This is a genomic window from Arthrobacter sp. V1I7, assembly GCF_030817015.1.
Taxonomy (GTDB): Bacteria; Actinomycetota; Actinomycetes; order Actinomycetales; family Micrococcaceae; genus Arthrobacter.
Genome location: NZ_JAUSYS010000001.1, coordinates 3,713,038 through 3,729,582, shown reverse-complemented (window position 1 = coordinate 3,729,582; position 16,545 = coordinate 3,713,038). Strand labels below are relative to the sequence as shown.

Here is a 16,545-nt window from a genome sequence, read left to right as displayed (position 1 = left end):
TTCCGCGGATTTCCGGCTGGCAATCCTCAGGGGAAAGTTTAGGTGGACCGCAAAGCGCGCACTTCCGCTGTGCGGCCCGGCGGGGATCTTCCGGCAGCTGCGCGGACCCTTGACCGTCAGGGTTCCCGGTGTTCGAATGAAAACCCAGGGCGGGTTCACTCGAACCCTTGCCGTCAGCCCGAGCATGGAGGTTTCACTATGGGCAGCAACGGATCACTTCCAATCCAGCCGGCCCGGGATTCCCTCGAGTCGGATCCCGCATATGACTATGCCGACGACGCCCCCGTGGACGTTGCCGTCCCCGCGGAGGAGGAGGAACTGCTCGACGAGGCCGAACGCCGGGTTCCGCTGGATGAGGACGACTTCCTCGGCGATGAGCAGACGGTAGTGCCGCTGGACGGCGACGAATTCCTCGAGCCGGACGAAGAGGAGTGATCACCACCTCGTGAACAACGACGGCGGTGCCTCCCCGGGTGGGAAGGCACCGCCGTCGGACTTCACGCCCTGGTGCCTTGGCGGCGCGGGCCGCCGTTAGGAGCGCAGACGTTCGGGGCAGCGCGCCTGAGCGACGCAGGCCCTTAGCGGGACGGTACCGGGAGTTCTTCCTTGGCGGCACTGCCGGCAACCCGTCGGCGCCAGTTCGCCATCACCGCAGGATCGGTCGGCTTGGTCAGCAGGGACAGTGCGACGTAGACAACCGCTGAGGCAGCCAGGCCGTAGTAGATCGGTTCGTTGGCGTAGATCCCGTCGAGCGGAACCGCGGCATTGATCTCGAGGACGATCATGGTGCCGAGGGTGACCACGGAACCGACGGCCATCGAGGCCGCTGCGGCCACGCCAGTCCCGCGCTTCCAGACCAGCCCGCCGAGGATGGCGACCAGGAGCCCGCCGACGAGGATGTCGTAGGCGATGGTGAGCGCCGCGACGACGTCCTTGGTGATGATGGCGATGACGATTGCCACGATCCCCAGGCCCAGGACCCACATCCGGTTGGCCTTGACGTCATGTTCCGGGTTGTCCGAGTCGTCCGTGTTGATGTCCTTGCCGAACCAGCTGGCGACGAACGGGAGGACGTCGGCGCGTGCCACCGTGGCGGCAGCGATCAGGGCCCCGGACGCCGTGGACATCATGGCGGCGACGGCAGCGGCCAGCACGAGGCCGCCGATGCCGATCGGCAGGAGGTTGGTGGCCACCTCGGCGTAGACAACGTCCTTGCCGAGGTTGGCGACGTCGATATCCGGCAGCGCGACGCGGGCGCCAAGGCCGATCAGGGCGCCGGCGGCACCGTAGAGGATGCAGTAGACGCCGGCCGTGGCGCCGCCCCAGCGGGCCACGGTGGGGGTCTTGGCGGTGAAGACGCGCTGCCAGATGTCCTGGCCGATCAGCAGGCCCAGCGTGTAGACCACGAAGTAGGTGATGATCGTCTGGACGCCGATGCCGTCGATCTGGAAGAAGCTGGCGTCTACACGGGCACGGATGCCGTCGAGCCCGCCGGCGGCGTTGAGCGTGAAGGGCAGCATCAGGAAGAAGATGCCGACCGTCTTGATCACGAACTGGACCTGGTCGGCGAGTGTGATGGACCACATGCCGCCGATGGTCGAGTAGACCAGCACGATCGCGCCGCCGATGGCGATGGCCAGGGCACGGTCCCAGCCGAAGAGCACCACGAAGATCGTGGCGTAGGCTCCGGTGGACGTGGCGCACAGCATCAGCGTGTAGGCCAGCATCACGATGCCGGAGGTCTGGGTGGCGTGGCTGCCGTAACGCAGGCTCAGCATCTGCGAGACCGTGTAGATCTTCAGTTTCTGGATGGTGCTGGCGAAGAGCAGGCTCAGCAGCAGCACGCCGGCGCCGATCGCGACAACGAGCCACATGCCGGAGATGCCGAACCTGTAGCCAAGGCCCACGCCGCCGACGGTGGATGCACCGCCGAGCACGACGGCGGCCATGGTGCCGGTGTAGAGGAACGGGCCGAGCCTGCGCCCGGCGACGAGGAAGTCGCTATTGTTCTTGGTGCGGGATTTACCCCACCACCCGAACGCCAGCATGGCGACCAGGTACACCACCACGATGGCGATATTGACGAAATTTGCTTCCATAAGGGGCTCCTTGGAGCTGTTCGGAGCAGTGCCGAACCTTCGCTGCACGAGCGCGAACGGCGGTCCCGCTGCTTCATAACGGATTGTGGGGACGGTCCCGGGCGGTTCCTGATACGTTACTGCCCTGGAAACCGCCATTTGCCCAATAGGCAACACTTGTTGCCAAAAGGATAGGTTGTGATCCGGGTAACAGTCAAGACTCATTGCGCTGCCGGTGTCACTTCCGGCGCCGGCGGCCATCCGCCCCGCTAGTATGGCTCCAATGATGGGGCCGAGCGGCCGGCCGTGAAAGGTTCCATGATGAAGGCTTTACCAGTAGAACCGAGCAATGTTCCCGTTGCTATAGGTTCCCGGATCCGTGCCGCCCGGCAGTCGCAGCGGCTGACCATCGAGCAGGTCGCCGACGCCACGGGATTGACCAAGGGCTTCCTCAGCCGGGTCGAGCGCGACCTGACCTCGCCTTCCGTTGCCTCGCTCGTGACGCTGTGCCAGGTGCTCTCCATTTCGATCGGTGACCTTTTTGCTGCCCCCGAAACGCACCTGACCAAGCAGAATGAAGGTCCGCGGATCTCCCTGGGCGGTGAGGGGATCGTGGAGCGGCTGCTGACCGCCCGCTCGGAGCGCCGGGTCCAGATCATCCAGGCCGTGATCGAGCCGCGGGGCCGCGGCGAATCGGAGCTGTACGCCGTGGACTGCGACGTTGATGTGTTGCATGTGATCAAGGGCAGCATCCGGCTGATCCTCGCCAATGAGGAGTTTGAGCTCACGGCCGGAGACACTGTGACGTTCCCCGGCCGGGAGCCGCACACCTGGGTGAACCCCACGGACGACGCCGTCGAAGTCCTCTGGGTGCTGGTCCCCGCTGCGAGCCGCTAGCGCCCCGCCGCAAGCCGCGGGCGTGCCTGCCGAGCTGCAGGCCGCCTCAATCGCCGGCCGGCCGCCTCAGTCGGCTCTTCTGCCGCAGCCTGTCCTTTTCCACTTTTCAGTCCGCTTTCCAGTCCACCGGGGGTCAAAATGAACCAGTCCAAGACCGTCTTCCTCTCCGCGGCGCTCGCCGCGGGCCTCGGCCTCAGCTCGTGCGGTGCGCCCGGGCAAACCGGGCAGGCCGGACAGGAGTCGGACGCGTCCTCCGCCGCATCAGCGTCCTCCCCGTCACCGGCGGCCCCCTCGACGGGCTCTCCCTCGGCGACGGCCAATCCCTCGGCGACGGCCACTCCGTCGGCGGCGGCCACTCCGTCGGCGGCTACGTCAACGGGGACGCCTGGCCCGGACGGCTCGGCCGGGCTGACATCGTTTACTTTCCCCGACGGCCACCTGTCCTTTTCCTACCCCAAGAACTGGACCGTCCGGGTCGAGAAAACCGCCCCGTCGGCTAACCAGCCCCCGGGGGTCGATCCGGTGCTGGCCGTGCTGGCCGACGAGACGGGCAATGAACTGCTCGCCATCACGAGTAATGCCTACGGCAGTGGCGCGTCGGGTCCGGTGCTCCGAACCGTGCTCGATAACGCCCCGGTGCCCGGGCTCAAGGACACGTCCGGCGAGCAGCTGGACTTCGGGTTCGCCTTTGACTCCTTCGCCGACCACCCGGCGTTCCACATGGGCATCCGCAAGAGCCGCGAATTCGAGCCCTCGCCGGAGAGCTCCGGATCGACCCACGTGCCGTTGGCCAACGGGCTCCTGGACACGCACGTGCTCTTCGACACTCCTGCCTTCGCCTCGGTCGACGCAGCGAAGGCCTGGATGGCCACGAAGCAGTACGGCGACCTGAAACAGCTGCTGCTCAGCGTCAAATACCAGTGAGCCAGGCGATGGGATGGAGAACCCGCCGGGGACCGGGGCGCCTCCGCCAGTGCCTGCCGAGAGTGCTTGAGTAAACAAAGGGTGCGCATTGCGAAACTTCGAGTGTATGATGGCTGTCACACCCGTCGGTCAATCCTCGAAGGAGAGGCTTTCTTTTGGAAGAGCTGCGCATCGAGGCCAATGGCAACCTTGGCCCCATCGATTCATCCCGCATCCCGCGCTACGCCGGAGCTGCCACCTACGCCCGCCTGCCGCGGCTGGACCAGGTGGCCAAGGCCGACGTCACGGTGGTCGGCGTTCCCTTCGACTCCGGCGTCTCCTACCGGCCCGGCGCCCGCTTCGGGTCGAACCACATCCGTGAGGCAAGCCGCCTGCTGCGCCCGTACAACCCGGCGTGGGACGTCAGCCCCTTCGAGAACATCCAGGTTGCCGATGCCGGTGACATGGCGGTCAACCCGTTCAACATCAACGATGCCATCGAGACCATCCAGCAGAACGCGCTGGACCTGACGGCTTCCGGCAGCAAGCTGCTGACCCTTGGTGGCGACCACACGATTGCGCTGCCGCTGCTGCGCGCCGCTGCGGAACGCGCCGGTGAACCGGTGGCGATGCTCCACTTCGACGCGCACCTGGACACCTGGGACACGTACTTCGGCGCCGAATACACCCACGGAACTCCCTTCCGCCGCGCCGTCGAGGAAGGCCTCCTCGACACCGAGGCGATCAGCCACATCGGCACCCGCGGGCCGCTGTACGGCAAGAAGGACCTCGACGACGACCACCGCTTCGGCTTCGGGATCGTCACCTCTGCCGACGTCTACTACCAGGGCGTGCTGGAGACCGTCGCCAAGGTCCGGGACCGGATCGGCAACCGCCCCCTCTACATCTCGGTGGACATTGACGTCCTGGACCCGGCGCACGCACCGGGCACCGGAACGCCGGAAGCCGGCGGCATCACCAGCCGGGAGCTGCTTGAAATCATCCGTGGCTTCCGCGGCATGAACCTGGTGGGCGCCGACGTCGTCGAGGTCGCCCCCGCTTACGACCACGCCGACATCACGGGTGTGGCCGCCAGCCACGTCGCTTATGAACTGGTCACCCTGATGGCGGACCGCGCCGTACCGGGGGACAGGCTCGGCGCAGCGAACGGCTACGCGGCCCAGGCCCTCGGCCAGGAATCCCGCCGTCCGGCCGGCTTCGCGGCGCCGTCGGCAGTGATCCGGTGAGCGACGTGCGCAACGGCGGGGACCTCGTCGTCGAAACCCTCGAGGCGCTCGGCGCAAAGACCGTCTTCGGCATCCCCGGCCAGCACGCGCTGGGACTTTTCGACGCCATGGGCCGCGGGAACCTGCACTTCGTCTCCTCCCGCGTGGAAAACAACTCGGCCTTTGCCGCAGACGGGTACTCCCGCGCCACCGGTGAAGTCGGCGTGCTGTTCCTCTCCACCGGCCCGGGCGCCCTGACCTCGCTGGCCGGACTGCAGGAGGCCTACGCCACCGGAGTGCCCATGGTCGTGGTCGCCAGCCAGATTCCGCTCGAAGGGCTCGGCGCACGCCGCAAAGGCATGCTGCACCAGCTCGATGACCAGAAGGCCTCGGCGGCCAACGTCACCAAGAGCCAGCGGCTGATCCAGCACGCCTCCGGCATCCCCTCGGCCATCCAGGACGCCTGGACCGAGGCGATCTCCTCGCCGCAGGGTCCGGTCTGGCTCGAGATCCCGCAGAACGTGCTCCTGGACCCCATCATGGTGCCGCCGGTGGAGGACGCCCTCGCCGAAGCGGCGGACAACCCGCCCCGTGTGGAACTGGTGCGCGAAGCAGTCAAATGGCTCTCGATGGCGAAACGTCCCGCGATCATCGCCGGCGGCGGCACTCGCCGCGGCGGGGCGGAGAAGTCGCTGCTCGCCATCGCGGAGAAGCTCCGGGCGCCGGTGATCTGCACCCCCGGCGGCAACGGCGCGTTCCCCTGGAACCATGAGCTCTCGCTCCAGTCCTGGATCGAGGACCAGTACATGACCGAGCTGCTCGAGGACGCCGACGTGCTGATCGTCATCGGATCCTCGCTCGGCGAAGTCACGTCCAATTACTTCACCTTCGAACCGCGCGGGCGGATCATCCAGATCGACGCCGAACCGCGCGTGCTCGAATCCAACCGCCCCGGACTGGGCATCCGGGCCGACGCCGGTCAGGCGCTCGCGGCCCTCGATGAGGCGCTCGTGGAACCGCACGGAGAACGCGCCGACTGGCACGGCACCGTGCCCGAGGCCCTGGTCAAGGAGACCCTGGCCAAGGTCACGGCCCGGCTGGAATCCCAGGATCTGGCCAAGGAACTGAAGTTCATGGCGGACCTCCGCGAGGCTGTGCCCGCGGACATGCAGACGTTCTGGGACATGACGATCTCCGCCTACTGGGCCTGGAGCTGCTGGGATGCCCGTGAGGGCCAATTCCACTCCGCGCAGGGCGCCGGCGGGCTGGGTTTCGGCTTCCCTGCCGCGATCGGCGGTGCTGTCGGCCTCGAGACCACGGGCAAGCCGGGCGGTTCGGCCCGGGTGCTGGCCGTCTCCGGTGACGGCTCCGCGATGTACTCGATTGCGGAGCTGGCCACCGCCAAGCAGCACAACGTACCGGTCACCTGGCTGATCGTGGACGACGGCGGCTACGGCATCCTGCGCGAATACATGGTGGGCGCCTTCGGCAAGGCCACGGCGACCGAGCTCGCCCGCCCCGATTTCGTGAAACTCGCCGAGGCCTTCGGCGTCCCCGCCGTCCGGGTTGCGCCGGAGAATGTGGGGGAGGCGCTTAAGGCGGGCTTCGCCGCGGACGGACCGAACGTCGTCGTCGTCGAGACCCTGCTGAAGATGTTCGCCCCGACCCACCTGGACGTCTGAGTACTTCCTGAGGAACCCACCCGAGCGCGAAGCGGCAGCACACGCTGCCGGTTCGCGCTCGGTATTTAAGCGCAGCCTCGGTCCGCGCAGCGGGGCCGGCGGCGTTCCGGGCTGCGGCTTAACCCCTGGGGATGATTTTTGGTGTCGGTGTTCCCCGGTCGGCAACGGATTTCGTAGAGTGGGGAGGGCTAAGGCTGTCAGCCCCCTCTGCTAATACTGGGAGCAACGATTCATTGTTCCTCTCCGGTCTTCCCGCCAGCCTCATCTATTCGGTCTTCCTAAGGACGCGTGGGCATGCTTGTCACCCTCATACGGCGCTATTCCAAGCCGTATCTGCCGCATATCGCGGCAGTCATCATCTTCCAGTTGGCATCGACCATCGCCGCCCTCTACCTCCCCAGCCTCAACGCGCAAATCATCGACGAGGGCGTCTCCCGCGGCGACACGGACTACATCTGGCGGACCGGCGGGGTCATGCTCGGTGTCGCCCTGATCCAGGTCGCAACCGCGATCGCCGGCGTCTACTACGGGTCCAAGGCCGCGATGGCGTTCGGCCGCGACCTCCGCCGGGGAGTGTTCCGCAAGGTCACCAGCTTCTCCGCCAAGGACGTCAACGTGTTTGGCGCGCCCACGCTCATCACCCGCGGCACCAACGATGTCCAGCAGGTCCAGATGCTCATGCTGCTGGGCCTGAACTTCATGGTGGCCACGCCCATCATGTGCATCGGCGGCATCTTCATGGCCCTCCGCGAGGATTTGAACCTGTCCTGGCTGGTCTGGGTTTCGGTGCCGGTGCTGGTGGTGGTCGTGGGTTACCTCGTGGTCCGGCTGATGCCGCTCTTCCGTTCCATGCAGACGAAGATCGACCGGCTCAACGGGATCCTCCGCGAGCAGATCATCGGCATCCGCGTGGTCCGTGCCTTCGTGCGCGAACCGCACGAAGCGGAACGCTTCGGCGCGGCCAACAAGGAACTCACCGATGTTTCGCTGAAAATCGGCGCCTTGTTCGTGCTGATGTTCCCCACCATCGGGATGATCCTGCACGTCTCCACCGCCGCCGTGCTGTGGTTCGGTGGCCAGCGGGTCGAAGCCGGCGACATGCAGGTCGGAGCCTTGACGGCGTTCCTGCAGTACCTGCTGCAGATCCTGATGGCCGTCATGATGGGCACGTTTATGGCGATGATGATTCCGCGCGCCTCGGTTTGCGCGGACCGCATCGGCGAGGTGCTCGACGTCGAACCCTCCATCCACGAGCCGCTCACCCCCGTGGCCCCGGCCTACAAGGCCGGCCGGGTGGAGTTCCGGAACGTGTCCTTCGCCTACCCCGGCGCCGAAGCGCCGGTGCTGAGCGACATCAGCTTCACCGCCGAACCCGGCCAGACCGTGGCCATCATCGGCTCCACCGGCGCCGGCAAGACCAGCCTGCTGGCCCTGCTGCCGCGCCTCTACGACGCCGCCTCGGGCGAAGTACTGCTCGACGGCGTCCCGGTCACCAACCTTGACCGCTCGGACATCACCCGGCGCGTCGCCATGGTGCCCCAACGCCCCTACCTGTTCTCCGGGACCATCGAGCACAACCTCCGCTTCGGCAAGCCCGACGCCACGGACGAAGACCTGTGGGAGGCGCTGACCGTGGCCCAGGCCGCGGACTTCGTGCGGGACAAGCAGAACGGGCTCGGTTCACGCATCGCCCAGGGCGGCACCAACGTCTCCGGCGGCCAGCGGCAACGGCTCTGTATCGCACGGGCACTCGTCACCGAACCCAAGGTCTTCCTGTTTGATGACTCGTTCTCCGCCCTCGACGTCGCCACCGACGCCAGGCTCCGCCGCGCCCTGAAGGCAAAAACCACGGACGCGACAGTCATCATCGTCGGCCAGCGCGTGTCCACCATCGCCGACGCCGACCAGATACTGGTGCTCGACAACGGCCGGATCGTGGACCGCGGCACCCACGAGGAACTCCTGGACAGCTCCAGCACCTACCAGGAAATCGTCGAATCCCAGCTGAACGCGGAGGCAGTGGCATGAGCACCAACGAAAAGGTCATTACCAATACTCCGGACGCTGCCCCCGACGATGATTTCTACGAGGAGGAATACACCCCGGGCGAGGCCGACGGCGGCATGTTCGGCGCCGTGGCATCCAAGAAAGCCGAGCACTTCTGGCCCTCCGCGAAGCGGCTGCTGGGCCTGCTCAAGCCCGAGCGGACCGGTATCATCGCGGTCTTCTTCATGGTCGCCGTCGCCGTCGTCCTCAATGTGATCGCGCCCCGGATCCTCGGCCAGGCGATGGACGTGATCTTCGGGGGAGTGGTGGGCAAACAACTGCCCGCGGGGGTCACCAAGGATGAGTTCGTCGAGGGCCTCCGGGACCAGGGCGAGAATAACTTCGCGGACATGCTCGCCAAGATGGACCTGATCCCCGGCGTCGGCATCGACTTCCAGAAACTCGGTTTCCTCATCAGCGTGGTCCTGGTGATGTACTTCGTGGCCAATATTTTCCTCTGGCTGCAGGGCTACGTCCTGAACGTCCTCGTCATGCGCGTGGTCCGCCAATTGCGCGATGACACCGAAAAGAAGCTGAACAAGCTGCCGCTGAACTACTTCGACACCCGGCAGCGCGGCGACATCCTCTCCCGGGTCACCAACGATGTGGACAACATCCAGCAGGCGCTCCAGCAGGCCTTCGCCCAGCTGGTGAACTCCGCGCTGACGGTGATCGGCATCGTGATCATGATGTTCATCGTGTCCTGGCAGCTGGCCCTGATCGCCCTCATCGCGCTGCCGCTCTCCGGCGTTGCCGCCGGCATCATCGGCTCCCGGAGCCAGAAGCTCTTCGCCTCGCAGTGGAAGAACACCGGCGAACTCAACGGCCAGATCGAGGAATCCTTCTCCGGCCACGACCTGGTCCGCGTCTTCGGCCGCGACGCCGACATGCTCGCCCGCTTCGACGAACGCAACGAGGCCCTCTACAAGGCCAGCTTCGGCGCGCAGTTCGTCTCCGGCATGATCATGCCGGTCATGCAGTTTGTGTCTTACCTCAGCTACGTGGGCATCGCCGTCGTCGGCGGCCTCCGCGTCGCTTCCGGCGGCATGAGCCTGGGCGACGCCACCGCGTTCATCCAGTACTCCCGCGAGTTCACCCAGCCGCTGGGCCAGATGGCCGGCATGGCCAACATGCTGCAGTCCGGCGTCGCGTCCGCGGAGCGGGTCTTTGAATTCCTCGACGCCGATGAGCAGGACGCGGAGACCGCCACCGGGCAGCTCCCCGCGAAGACCGACGGCCACGTGGAGTTCCGGCGCGTCACCTTCAGCTACACCCCGGACAAGCCGCTGATCGAGGAGCTGTCCTTCACGGCCGAGCCCGGCCACACCGTGGCGATCGTCGGGCCCACCGGTGCCGGCAAGACCACCCTGGTGAACCTGGTGATGCGCTTCTACGAACTCCAGGGCGGCAGCATTACTCTCGACGGCGTTGACGTCACGCAGCTGAGCCGCGCGGAACTGCGCTCCAAGGTCGGCATGGTGTTGCAGGACGCGTGGCTGTTCGGCGGCACCATCTACGAGAACATCCGCTACGGCAATCTGGACGCCACCGAGGATCAGGTGATGGAGGCGGCCAAGGCCACCTTCGTGGACCGCTTCGTCCGGGCCCTTCCGGACGGTTACAACACCGTCCTCGACGAGGAAGGCAACAACGTCAGCGCCGGCGAGAAGCAGCTGATCACCATCGCGCGTGCCTTCGTGGCGAACCCGTCGCTGTTGATCCTGGACGAGGCGACGAGTTCGGTGGATACCCGCACCGAGGTGCTGGTCCAGAAGGCCATGGCGGCGCTGCGCACGGACCGGACCAGTTTTGTGATCGCCCACCGTCTCTCCACCATCCGCGACGCCGACACCATCCTGGTGATGGAAGCCGGGCGGATCGTGGAGCAGGGCAGTCATGCGGAACTGCTGGAGCTGAAGGGCGCCTACTACCGCCTGTACATGTCCCAGTTCGCTGGCGAGGATGCCGAGGCGGCCTTTTCGGAAAACACAGCCGACGATGCGACGGCGGTGCACAGCTGAGCGCCTCCGGGCCGGGCGCCGTTGAGGACCCCCGGCGCATCGAGGTGCAGGTGCCGATGCGCTGGAGCGATATGGATGCCTACGGCCACATCAACAATGTGCAGGTCGTCCGCATCCTGGAGGAAGCCCGCATTGCGGCGTTCGGCCCGCCCCGCGGTGCCGGATTACCCGGAATCGAGCCGCCGGTGCCGCTGTTCAGCGAGGTCCCGGAGGGCACCCTGGCCCTCGTCGTGGAGCACAAGATCCGCTACGTGCGGACGCTCGAATACCGCAACATTCCTGCGCTGGTCCAGCTCTGGATCGGCGCGGTGAAGGGAGCGAGCTTCGACATCCACTACCTGGTGCAGGACCCCGTGACGCGGGAGGACTGCGTCCGCGCCACGAGCCACCTTGCCTTCGTGGAAGAAGCCACCGGGCGCGTGCTGCGGCTGACCCCGGAGCAGAAGGAGACGCTTGCGCGGTTCACTCCCGCGCATCCGAACGCCGTCCGCGCTGCACCGTAGGCCCGCGGCCGGCCAGTACGCCCTTCTGCCTGCACGCCGCGACTCTACCTCGGGGCCACGGATCGCCTCTAGAATGAACACCCCGGAAGCACCCACTCCCGCGGAAGCATCCACTCCCGCGGAAGGAAGGAGTAACGACCTATGACGAGACGAAGCAAGATGAATGCCCGGAAGAAGTCCTGGGCCGAACTTCCGCCGCTGGCAAAGTTCGGCACCATCACGGCGGCCGGCGTTCACCTCTCGCTCCTGATTGCGGCGCAACGTGATATCTCGCGCCGTCCGGCCGAGCAGATCCGTGGCAGCAAGGCGCTGTGGCGGGTGGCCACCCTGGTCAACTTCATCGGCCCGGCCGGTTATTTCACCTTCGGCGTCAGGCGCGACCCCACAGTCCGATAGCGACAGTTCGGGGCCGCGGTGCTGGGCCGGCTGCCAGGAGCAGCGGGTCGGTCCCTCGTGGCCGGTCTGCTGCCACGAGCAGCGGGTCGGTCCCCGCGCGGCCGGTCTGCTGCCAGCGCCTTCCTGGCAGGAGCCCTGAGGCACCCATGATGCCGGCGTTCAGCTTAAGCCTGTAAATTGAAAGGATGACCCCATCCAAAAAGCCTGCCATGCACCGCGCCCTCGGCATCTCCAAGGAGATTGAGGACGCGGCGTGGTTTGTCTTGGGGCCGGGGTTGCACGGCAAGGCCTCGGCCTTGGACGGACGCACCAAAACCTGGTCGGTGCAGGCCGCCGCGGAGTTGCTGGAACGCCTCGAGCGGGGTGTGCCGGACTCCAAGGCGCCCATGATGACCAACCTCCGGGAGAACCTGGCGGATGCTTCCCGGGGAGCCAAGCAACTGGCAGTTGAGCTGCTGTTTCTTCAGTCCCTTCCATTGGCCCATGAGGTGAAATCCCTCAAGGTGAAACGCGCCCGGGTGGCCGAGGCCGCAACGTGGCTGGAACCGCCTTTGGAACTTCCGGACGAGCTGTATGCGGGCATGACCGACCACGGCGTGATCCGGGACCGTACCGCGGAGTTCAACTGGACCATCTGGGATCACCTGAAGTGGCTCTGCCGTTTCGTCCAGCACGTCGCCCGGCGGCCCGCTGGTGTCGTCGCCGCCGCCGTCAAGGACCCGCTGGCCTTCCACCTGCTGGTTGCCGGCACTCCCGATGACCAGCCGGCGATCCGCCGCAGCATCGAATTCCTGGTCTGGCCGAGCTACTTCGAGCCGGTCGTGGCCGACATCGAGCGCCAGGAAATCCGCGACGCCTTTGCCTCGCTCGTGGGCGGGGCTAAGGGGGACAGCGACGAGGAAATCTCGGCCGACATCCACCGCATCCGCCTGCACCTGGACGAGCAGGCCGGCCAGCGGATCGACTGGTACTCCCGCCAGCTCGTGAGCCAGTGGCGCAAGGTGGGAGACCCCGGCCGCCGCGCTTGGCTGCTGCGCACGCATCAGGACAACGCCGACATGCTCGGCACCTGGCAGGCCGATGAAACGGTGACGCTCGACGTCGAACACCTCCGCCTGCTCGATCCGGGCGTCACCGCCGGGCTGGTCCAGCACGCCGTGGATGAGGACTACAAGCACCTCAGCTACGTGGAGCGCGAGGACACCAAGACCGCCGTCTTCGCCTTCCTGACCGTGATGAAGCCCGGCGACCTCGCCCTGTACCAGAGCTCGGGCACCGTACGGGTGGGCGTTGTCCTGGGTGAACCCGAACACCATCAGGACAACCGGCGGTTGCGCCGCAAGGTCCGCTGGTTCGACGAAACCCACAGCATGTCGGAGCTGCCCCGGCACGTGCAGCGGCAGCTGGCGTCCTCGGGGATCGTTGTCGACATAACCCGGGTGATCCAGTCGCTCGAGGCCCTCCTGCCGGCCGAAGCGGAAGCCGAAGCCGGCGACGGCGCCGCAGCTGACATCGTCGTCGAACTCGCTTCTGAGGGTTTCCGCCCGCTGACTCCGGAATTCGCCGCTTCCCTGCACATGGACCTGGAGCCGTTGCAGGAGATCGCGGAACTCTTGGAGGAAAACCGGCAGCTGGTGCTGTACGGGCCGCCCGGTACCGGCAAGACCTATCTGGCCAAGCACTTGGCGGCGCAGCTCGCCGGCGATACCACCGACGAGCGGGTGAAGCTGGTGCAGTTCCACCCTTCGTACGCCTACGAGGACTTCTTCGAGGGTTTCCGCCCGGACAAGACGGATGAGGGACAGGTGTCCTTCAAGCTTGTCGCCGGTCCGCTGCGCCGCATCGCCGAGGAGGCGGCCAAACCCGGCAATGAGAGCAAGCCGTACTTCCTGATCATCGATGAGATGAACCGGGCGAACCTCGCGAAGGTTTTCGGCGAGCTGTACTTCCTGCTCGAGTACCGTGACGACAGGATCTATCTCCAGTACAGCCCCAACGAGCCCTTCACGCTGCCGGACAACCTGTACATCATCGGCACCATGAACACCGCGGACCGTTCCATCGCGATGATGGACGCCGCCATCCGGCGACGCTTCAACTTCATCGAGCTGCACCCCAAAACCGAGCCGGTGAAAGGCTCGCTGCTGCGCTTCCTGCAGGCCAGGGAGCTGGACACCACGCCGGCGCTGCTGATGGACGCACTCAACGATGCGATCGATGAGTGGGACCGCGACCTCATGATCGGGCCGTCCTACTTCATGAAGAAGTCCGCCCAGAGCCCCAAGGGCCTGCGCCGAATCTGGAAGTACGAGCTGATGCCGCTGCTCGAGGAGCACTATCACGGCCAGCTCAGCCGGGCCCAGCTGGAGGAACGGTTCGGACTGGACCAACTGCTCGCCCGCCTTGAGCACGCCTAGCCAGGGCGCGCGCGCCATGGGCGCGGCTTCGCTGCGCCGGATCGTGCTGGACGAGCTCTCCGTCGGGGTCGCGGAGCGGCTCGACCCGGCCAGCGCGGCCTACATCAACGGAAGCGGGCTCGCGAAGGCCTCGCCGATGGGCATGGGGCTGTACCGAATCGAGCCCGTCGGGAGAGTCGGGTCCGTTCGCACCCCGACGGTGCAACTGGAGGTGCGGCCCAAGGAGCGACTCGGGCTGGGCCGGCTGCTGTTCCTGCTGGGCTACGCGGGGGACCAGGGCTTCCGCGAGGATTCCGTCTCCGCCGTCGAGGAGACAGACCTCTGGAGCGCCCTGGCCGAATCGCTGGCGCAACTCGCGAACCGCGCCCTCAGCCGCGGAGTCCTGCAAGGCTACCTGAGCGTGGACGAATCCCTCCGGACGGTCAAGGGCAGGATCCGGATCTCGGACCAGATCTCCCGCCGACCCGGCATGCTGGTCCCGCTGGAGGTCTCCTATGACGAGTTCACCGAAGACATTGCGGAAAACCGGATCCTTCGGGCCGCGCTCGAGCGGATGTCCCAGGTCCCGGGGGTGCGCCCCGAAGTCCTCAGCAGGCTGCGCCAACTGAACGGGAAGCTCGCCGCCGTGACCCGCCTTCAGTCCGGTGCGCCACTGCCGGCCTGGCGGGCCAGCCGGATGAATACCCGCTACCACGCTGCCCTGCGGCTCGCCGAACTGATCCTGCGCAACGCCTCCGCGGAAGCCGGCGACGGCAAGCAGCAGTCGGCGTCGTTTGTGGTGGACATGTCCAGCGTGTTCGAGGACTTCGTCGGGGTCGCACTGCGGGAGGCCATGACCGCCTTCCCGGGGGAGATGCGGCTGCGGTACAACGCCTTGCTCAACGAAGCCGTCCGGGACTCGGACCGGATCATCGTGCAGCCGGGCGCCGTGCACCTGCTGGGCGGACGGCCGGTGATGGTCTACGACGCGAAGTACCAGGCGGCATCCGACGTCGGGGCTTCACTCTCCGGCGACCATTACCGGATGCTGGCGTACTGCACCTCGTTGCGCGTCCCGACGGCGTGGCTCATCTACCCGGGTGCCGGGGAAATCAAGCTGCGTCGGATCCTGAACACGGACATCGACATTGTGGAGTTTCCCCTGGATCTGTCCAAGTCGCCCGCGGAGATCCTGGCCTCCGTGGCGGATCTTGCACAACAATCCTGGGGCGAAGTCGTGCGGCAGGCCACGATCAGCCGGTAGGCGTGGCGATGAGGGTTCCGTGGAGGCTGGCGTGAAAGTAAGGTCGCCGAGCGGGAGTTGGGGCGGCCAGGCGATTTCCGCAGTTACCCTGCTTCGTCCTGCCGGTCTGACATTGAGATCAAGTGGCCCAGGAGCGCCTTTTCCGGCCGACCGGGGTTGCGGGCGACATGCCGGCGAAGCTTTTCGCGCACCTCCGCCTCATCGGGCGCGTTGTCAGCGAGAATCGCATCAATGATTGCCGACACCTGCCTGCGCAGGGGCTCGACATCAGGGTCAGCCCCTTTGGCCCGCCGGTAGTCGTTTAACCGGGCTACGGAGGATGGCGTGGAGCGTGGTGCGTCGGGACTCAGTGACTCCTCTGACATCAGCTGATGCAACATCTGGCTCTCCCGCGTGCGTAGTAGTTTCGAGCACTGCGGACTGCAAGTCCAAGGCCCGAATAGGGAGTCTACTCCGGACAGACCACTCTGTCTCGCAACACGCTAGAATATTTTTGATGTCACTTTCAACTAGTCCCGTTCGGAGATCGTCCCCGCCGCCCGAGCTGCCGAACAGTGCGTCTGTCGCTGACGCTGTCCCGGGAGTGCGGGAGCGGATTCTCGACGTCGCCTATGAGCTGTTTTCCCGGCGGGGCGTCCGGGGCGTCGGTGTCAACGAACTAATCAGCCGTTCTGGAGTGGCCAAGGCGAGCTTTTACCGGCATTTCGCTTCCAAGGACGATCTGGTGCTGGCCTTCCTCGAACGCCGGGACCAGCAGTGGACCGTGGACAAGATCATCACAGAGGCCCGGCGTCGGGGCGAGACCCCGGAGGAGCAGTTGCTCGCCATCTTTGACGTCTTTGCCGACTGGTTCGCACGCGATGATTTCGAGGCGTGCTCGTTCGTGAACATCCTCCTCGAAATGGGTCCGGACCATCCGCTTGGCCAGGCCAGTATCGACTACCTTGCGAAAATCCGTACCCATGTTCAGCAACTGGCCGAAGAGGCAGGGCTGCGCGATCCGGAAAACTTTTCCCGGTCCTGGCACATCCTCATGAAGGGATCCATCGTCTCCGCTGCGGAGGGCGACCGCGCCGCCGCAGGCCGCTCCCGCGAGATGGCCGGCTGGCTGATCGCTCACAGCCGCGGTTGAG

General features: G+C 66.2%; 13 protein-coding genes. 12 read left to right on the top strand and 1 reads right to left on the bottom strand.

Annotation, left to right across the window (positions count from 1 at the left end; genetic code table 11):
* Positions 1-198: 198 nt before the first annotated feature.
* Positions 199-435 carry a hypothetical protein gene (locus QFZ69_RS17080; RefSeq protein ID WP_306913026.1) on the top strand — a complete coding sequence of 79 codons (237 nt, stop codon included), beginning with the start codon at positions 199-201 and terminating at the stop codon, positions 433-435.
* A gap of 143 nt (positions 436-578) precedes the next feature.
* On the opposite strand, the gene QFZ69_RS17075 is transcribed toward QFZ69_RS17080, so the two are convergent.
* Positions 579-2,099 carry a sodium:solute symporter gene (locus QFZ69_RS17075; protein ID WP_306913025.1) on the bottom strand — a complete coding sequence of 507 codons (1,521 nt, stop codon included), beginning with the start codon at positions 2,097-2,099 and terminating at the stop codon, positions 579-581.
* A gap of 300 nt (positions 2,100-2,399) precedes the next feature.
* On the opposite strand from QFZ69_RS17075, the gene QFZ69_RS17070 reads away from it, so the two are divergent.
* The 11 genes from QFZ69_RS17070 to QFZ69_RS17020 all read left to right on the top strand — a co-directional run bounded on the left by QFZ69_RS17070 (position 2,400) and on the right by QFZ69_RS17020 (position 16,544).
* The gene (locus QFZ69_RS17070; protein WP_306913024.1) at positions 2,400-2,975 is read left to right on the top strand and encodes a cupin domain-containing protein; all 576 of its coding nucleotides are present in this window, start codon (positions 2,400-2,402) and stop codon (positions 2,973-2,975) included.
* 138 nt (positions 2,976-3,113) lie between these two features.
* Positions 3,114-3,899: a hypothetical protein gene (locus tag QFZ69_RS17065; RefSeq protein WP_306913023.1), complete on the top strand. Its 786-nt coding sequence runs from the start codon at positions 3,114-3,116 to the stop codon at positions 3,897-3,899.
* A gap of 155 nt (positions 3,900-4,054) precedes the next feature.
* Complete coding sequence (gene speB, locus QFZ69_RS17060; protein ID WP_306913021.1) at positions 4,055-5,125, top strand: agmatinase; 1,071 nt, start codon at positions 4,055-4,057, stop codon at positions 5,123-5,125.
* The gene (locus tag QFZ69_RS17055; RefSeq protein WP_306913020.1) at positions 5,122-6,786 is read left to right on the top strand and encodes a thiamine pyrophosphate-binding protein; all 1,665 of its coding nucleotides are present in this window, start codon (positions 5,122-5,124) and stop codon (positions 6,784-6,786) included. The genes speB and QFZ69_RS17055 overlap by 4 nt, the downstream gene beginning before the upstream one ends.
* A gap of 294 nt (positions 6,787-7,080) precedes the next feature.
* Positions 7,081-8,814, top strand: coding sequence for an ABC transporter ATP-binding protein (locus QFZ69_RS17050; protein WP_306913017.1), 1,734 nt, complete (start codon positions 7,081-7,083; stop codon positions 8,812-8,814).
* On the top strand, positions 8,811-10,853 hold the full coding sequence (locus tag QFZ69_RS17045; protein ID WP_306913015.1) for an ABC transporter ATP-binding protein: 2,043 nt from the start codon (positions 8,811-8,813) through the stop codon (positions 10,851-10,853). The genes QFZ69_RS17050 and QFZ69_RS17045 overlap by 4 nt, the downstream gene beginning before the upstream one ends.
* Positions 10,854-10,909: 56 nt before the next feature.
* Positions 10,910-11,356 carry a thioesterase family protein gene (locus QFZ69_RS17040; protein ID WP_306913013.1) on the top strand — a complete coding sequence of 149 codons (447 nt, stop codon included), beginning with the start codon at positions 10,910-10,912 and terminating at the stop codon, positions 11,354-11,356.
* Positions 11,357-11,497: 141 nt separating this feature from the next.
* On the top strand, positions 11,498-11,752 hold the full coding sequence (locus QFZ69_RS17035) for a hypothetical protein (protein WP_306913011.1): 255 nt from the start codon (positions 11,498-11,500) through the stop codon (positions 11,750-11,752).
* 185 nt (positions 11,753-11,937) lie between these two features.
* On the top strand, positions 11,938-14,169 hold the full coding sequence (locus tag QFZ69_RS17030) for an McrB family protein (RefSeq protein ID WP_306913009.1): 2,232 nt from the start codon (positions 11,938-11,940) through the stop codon (positions 14,167-14,169).
* Between the two features lie 16 nt (positions 14,170-14,185).
* The gene (locus tag QFZ69_RS17025; RefSeq protein ID WP_306919482.1) at positions 14,186-15,412 is read left to right on the top strand and encodes a restriction endonuclease; all 1,227 of its coding nucleotides are present in this window, start codon (positions 14,186-14,188) and stop codon (positions 15,410-15,412) included.
* A gap of 496 nt (positions 15,413-15,908) precedes the next feature.
* A complete protein-coding gene (locus QFZ69_RS17020) occupies positions 15,909-16,544 on the top strand; it encodes a TetR/AcrR family transcriptional regulator (protein ID WP_306913007.1) in 636 nt (211 codons plus the stop codon).
* Position 16,545 lies beyond the last annotated feature (1 nt).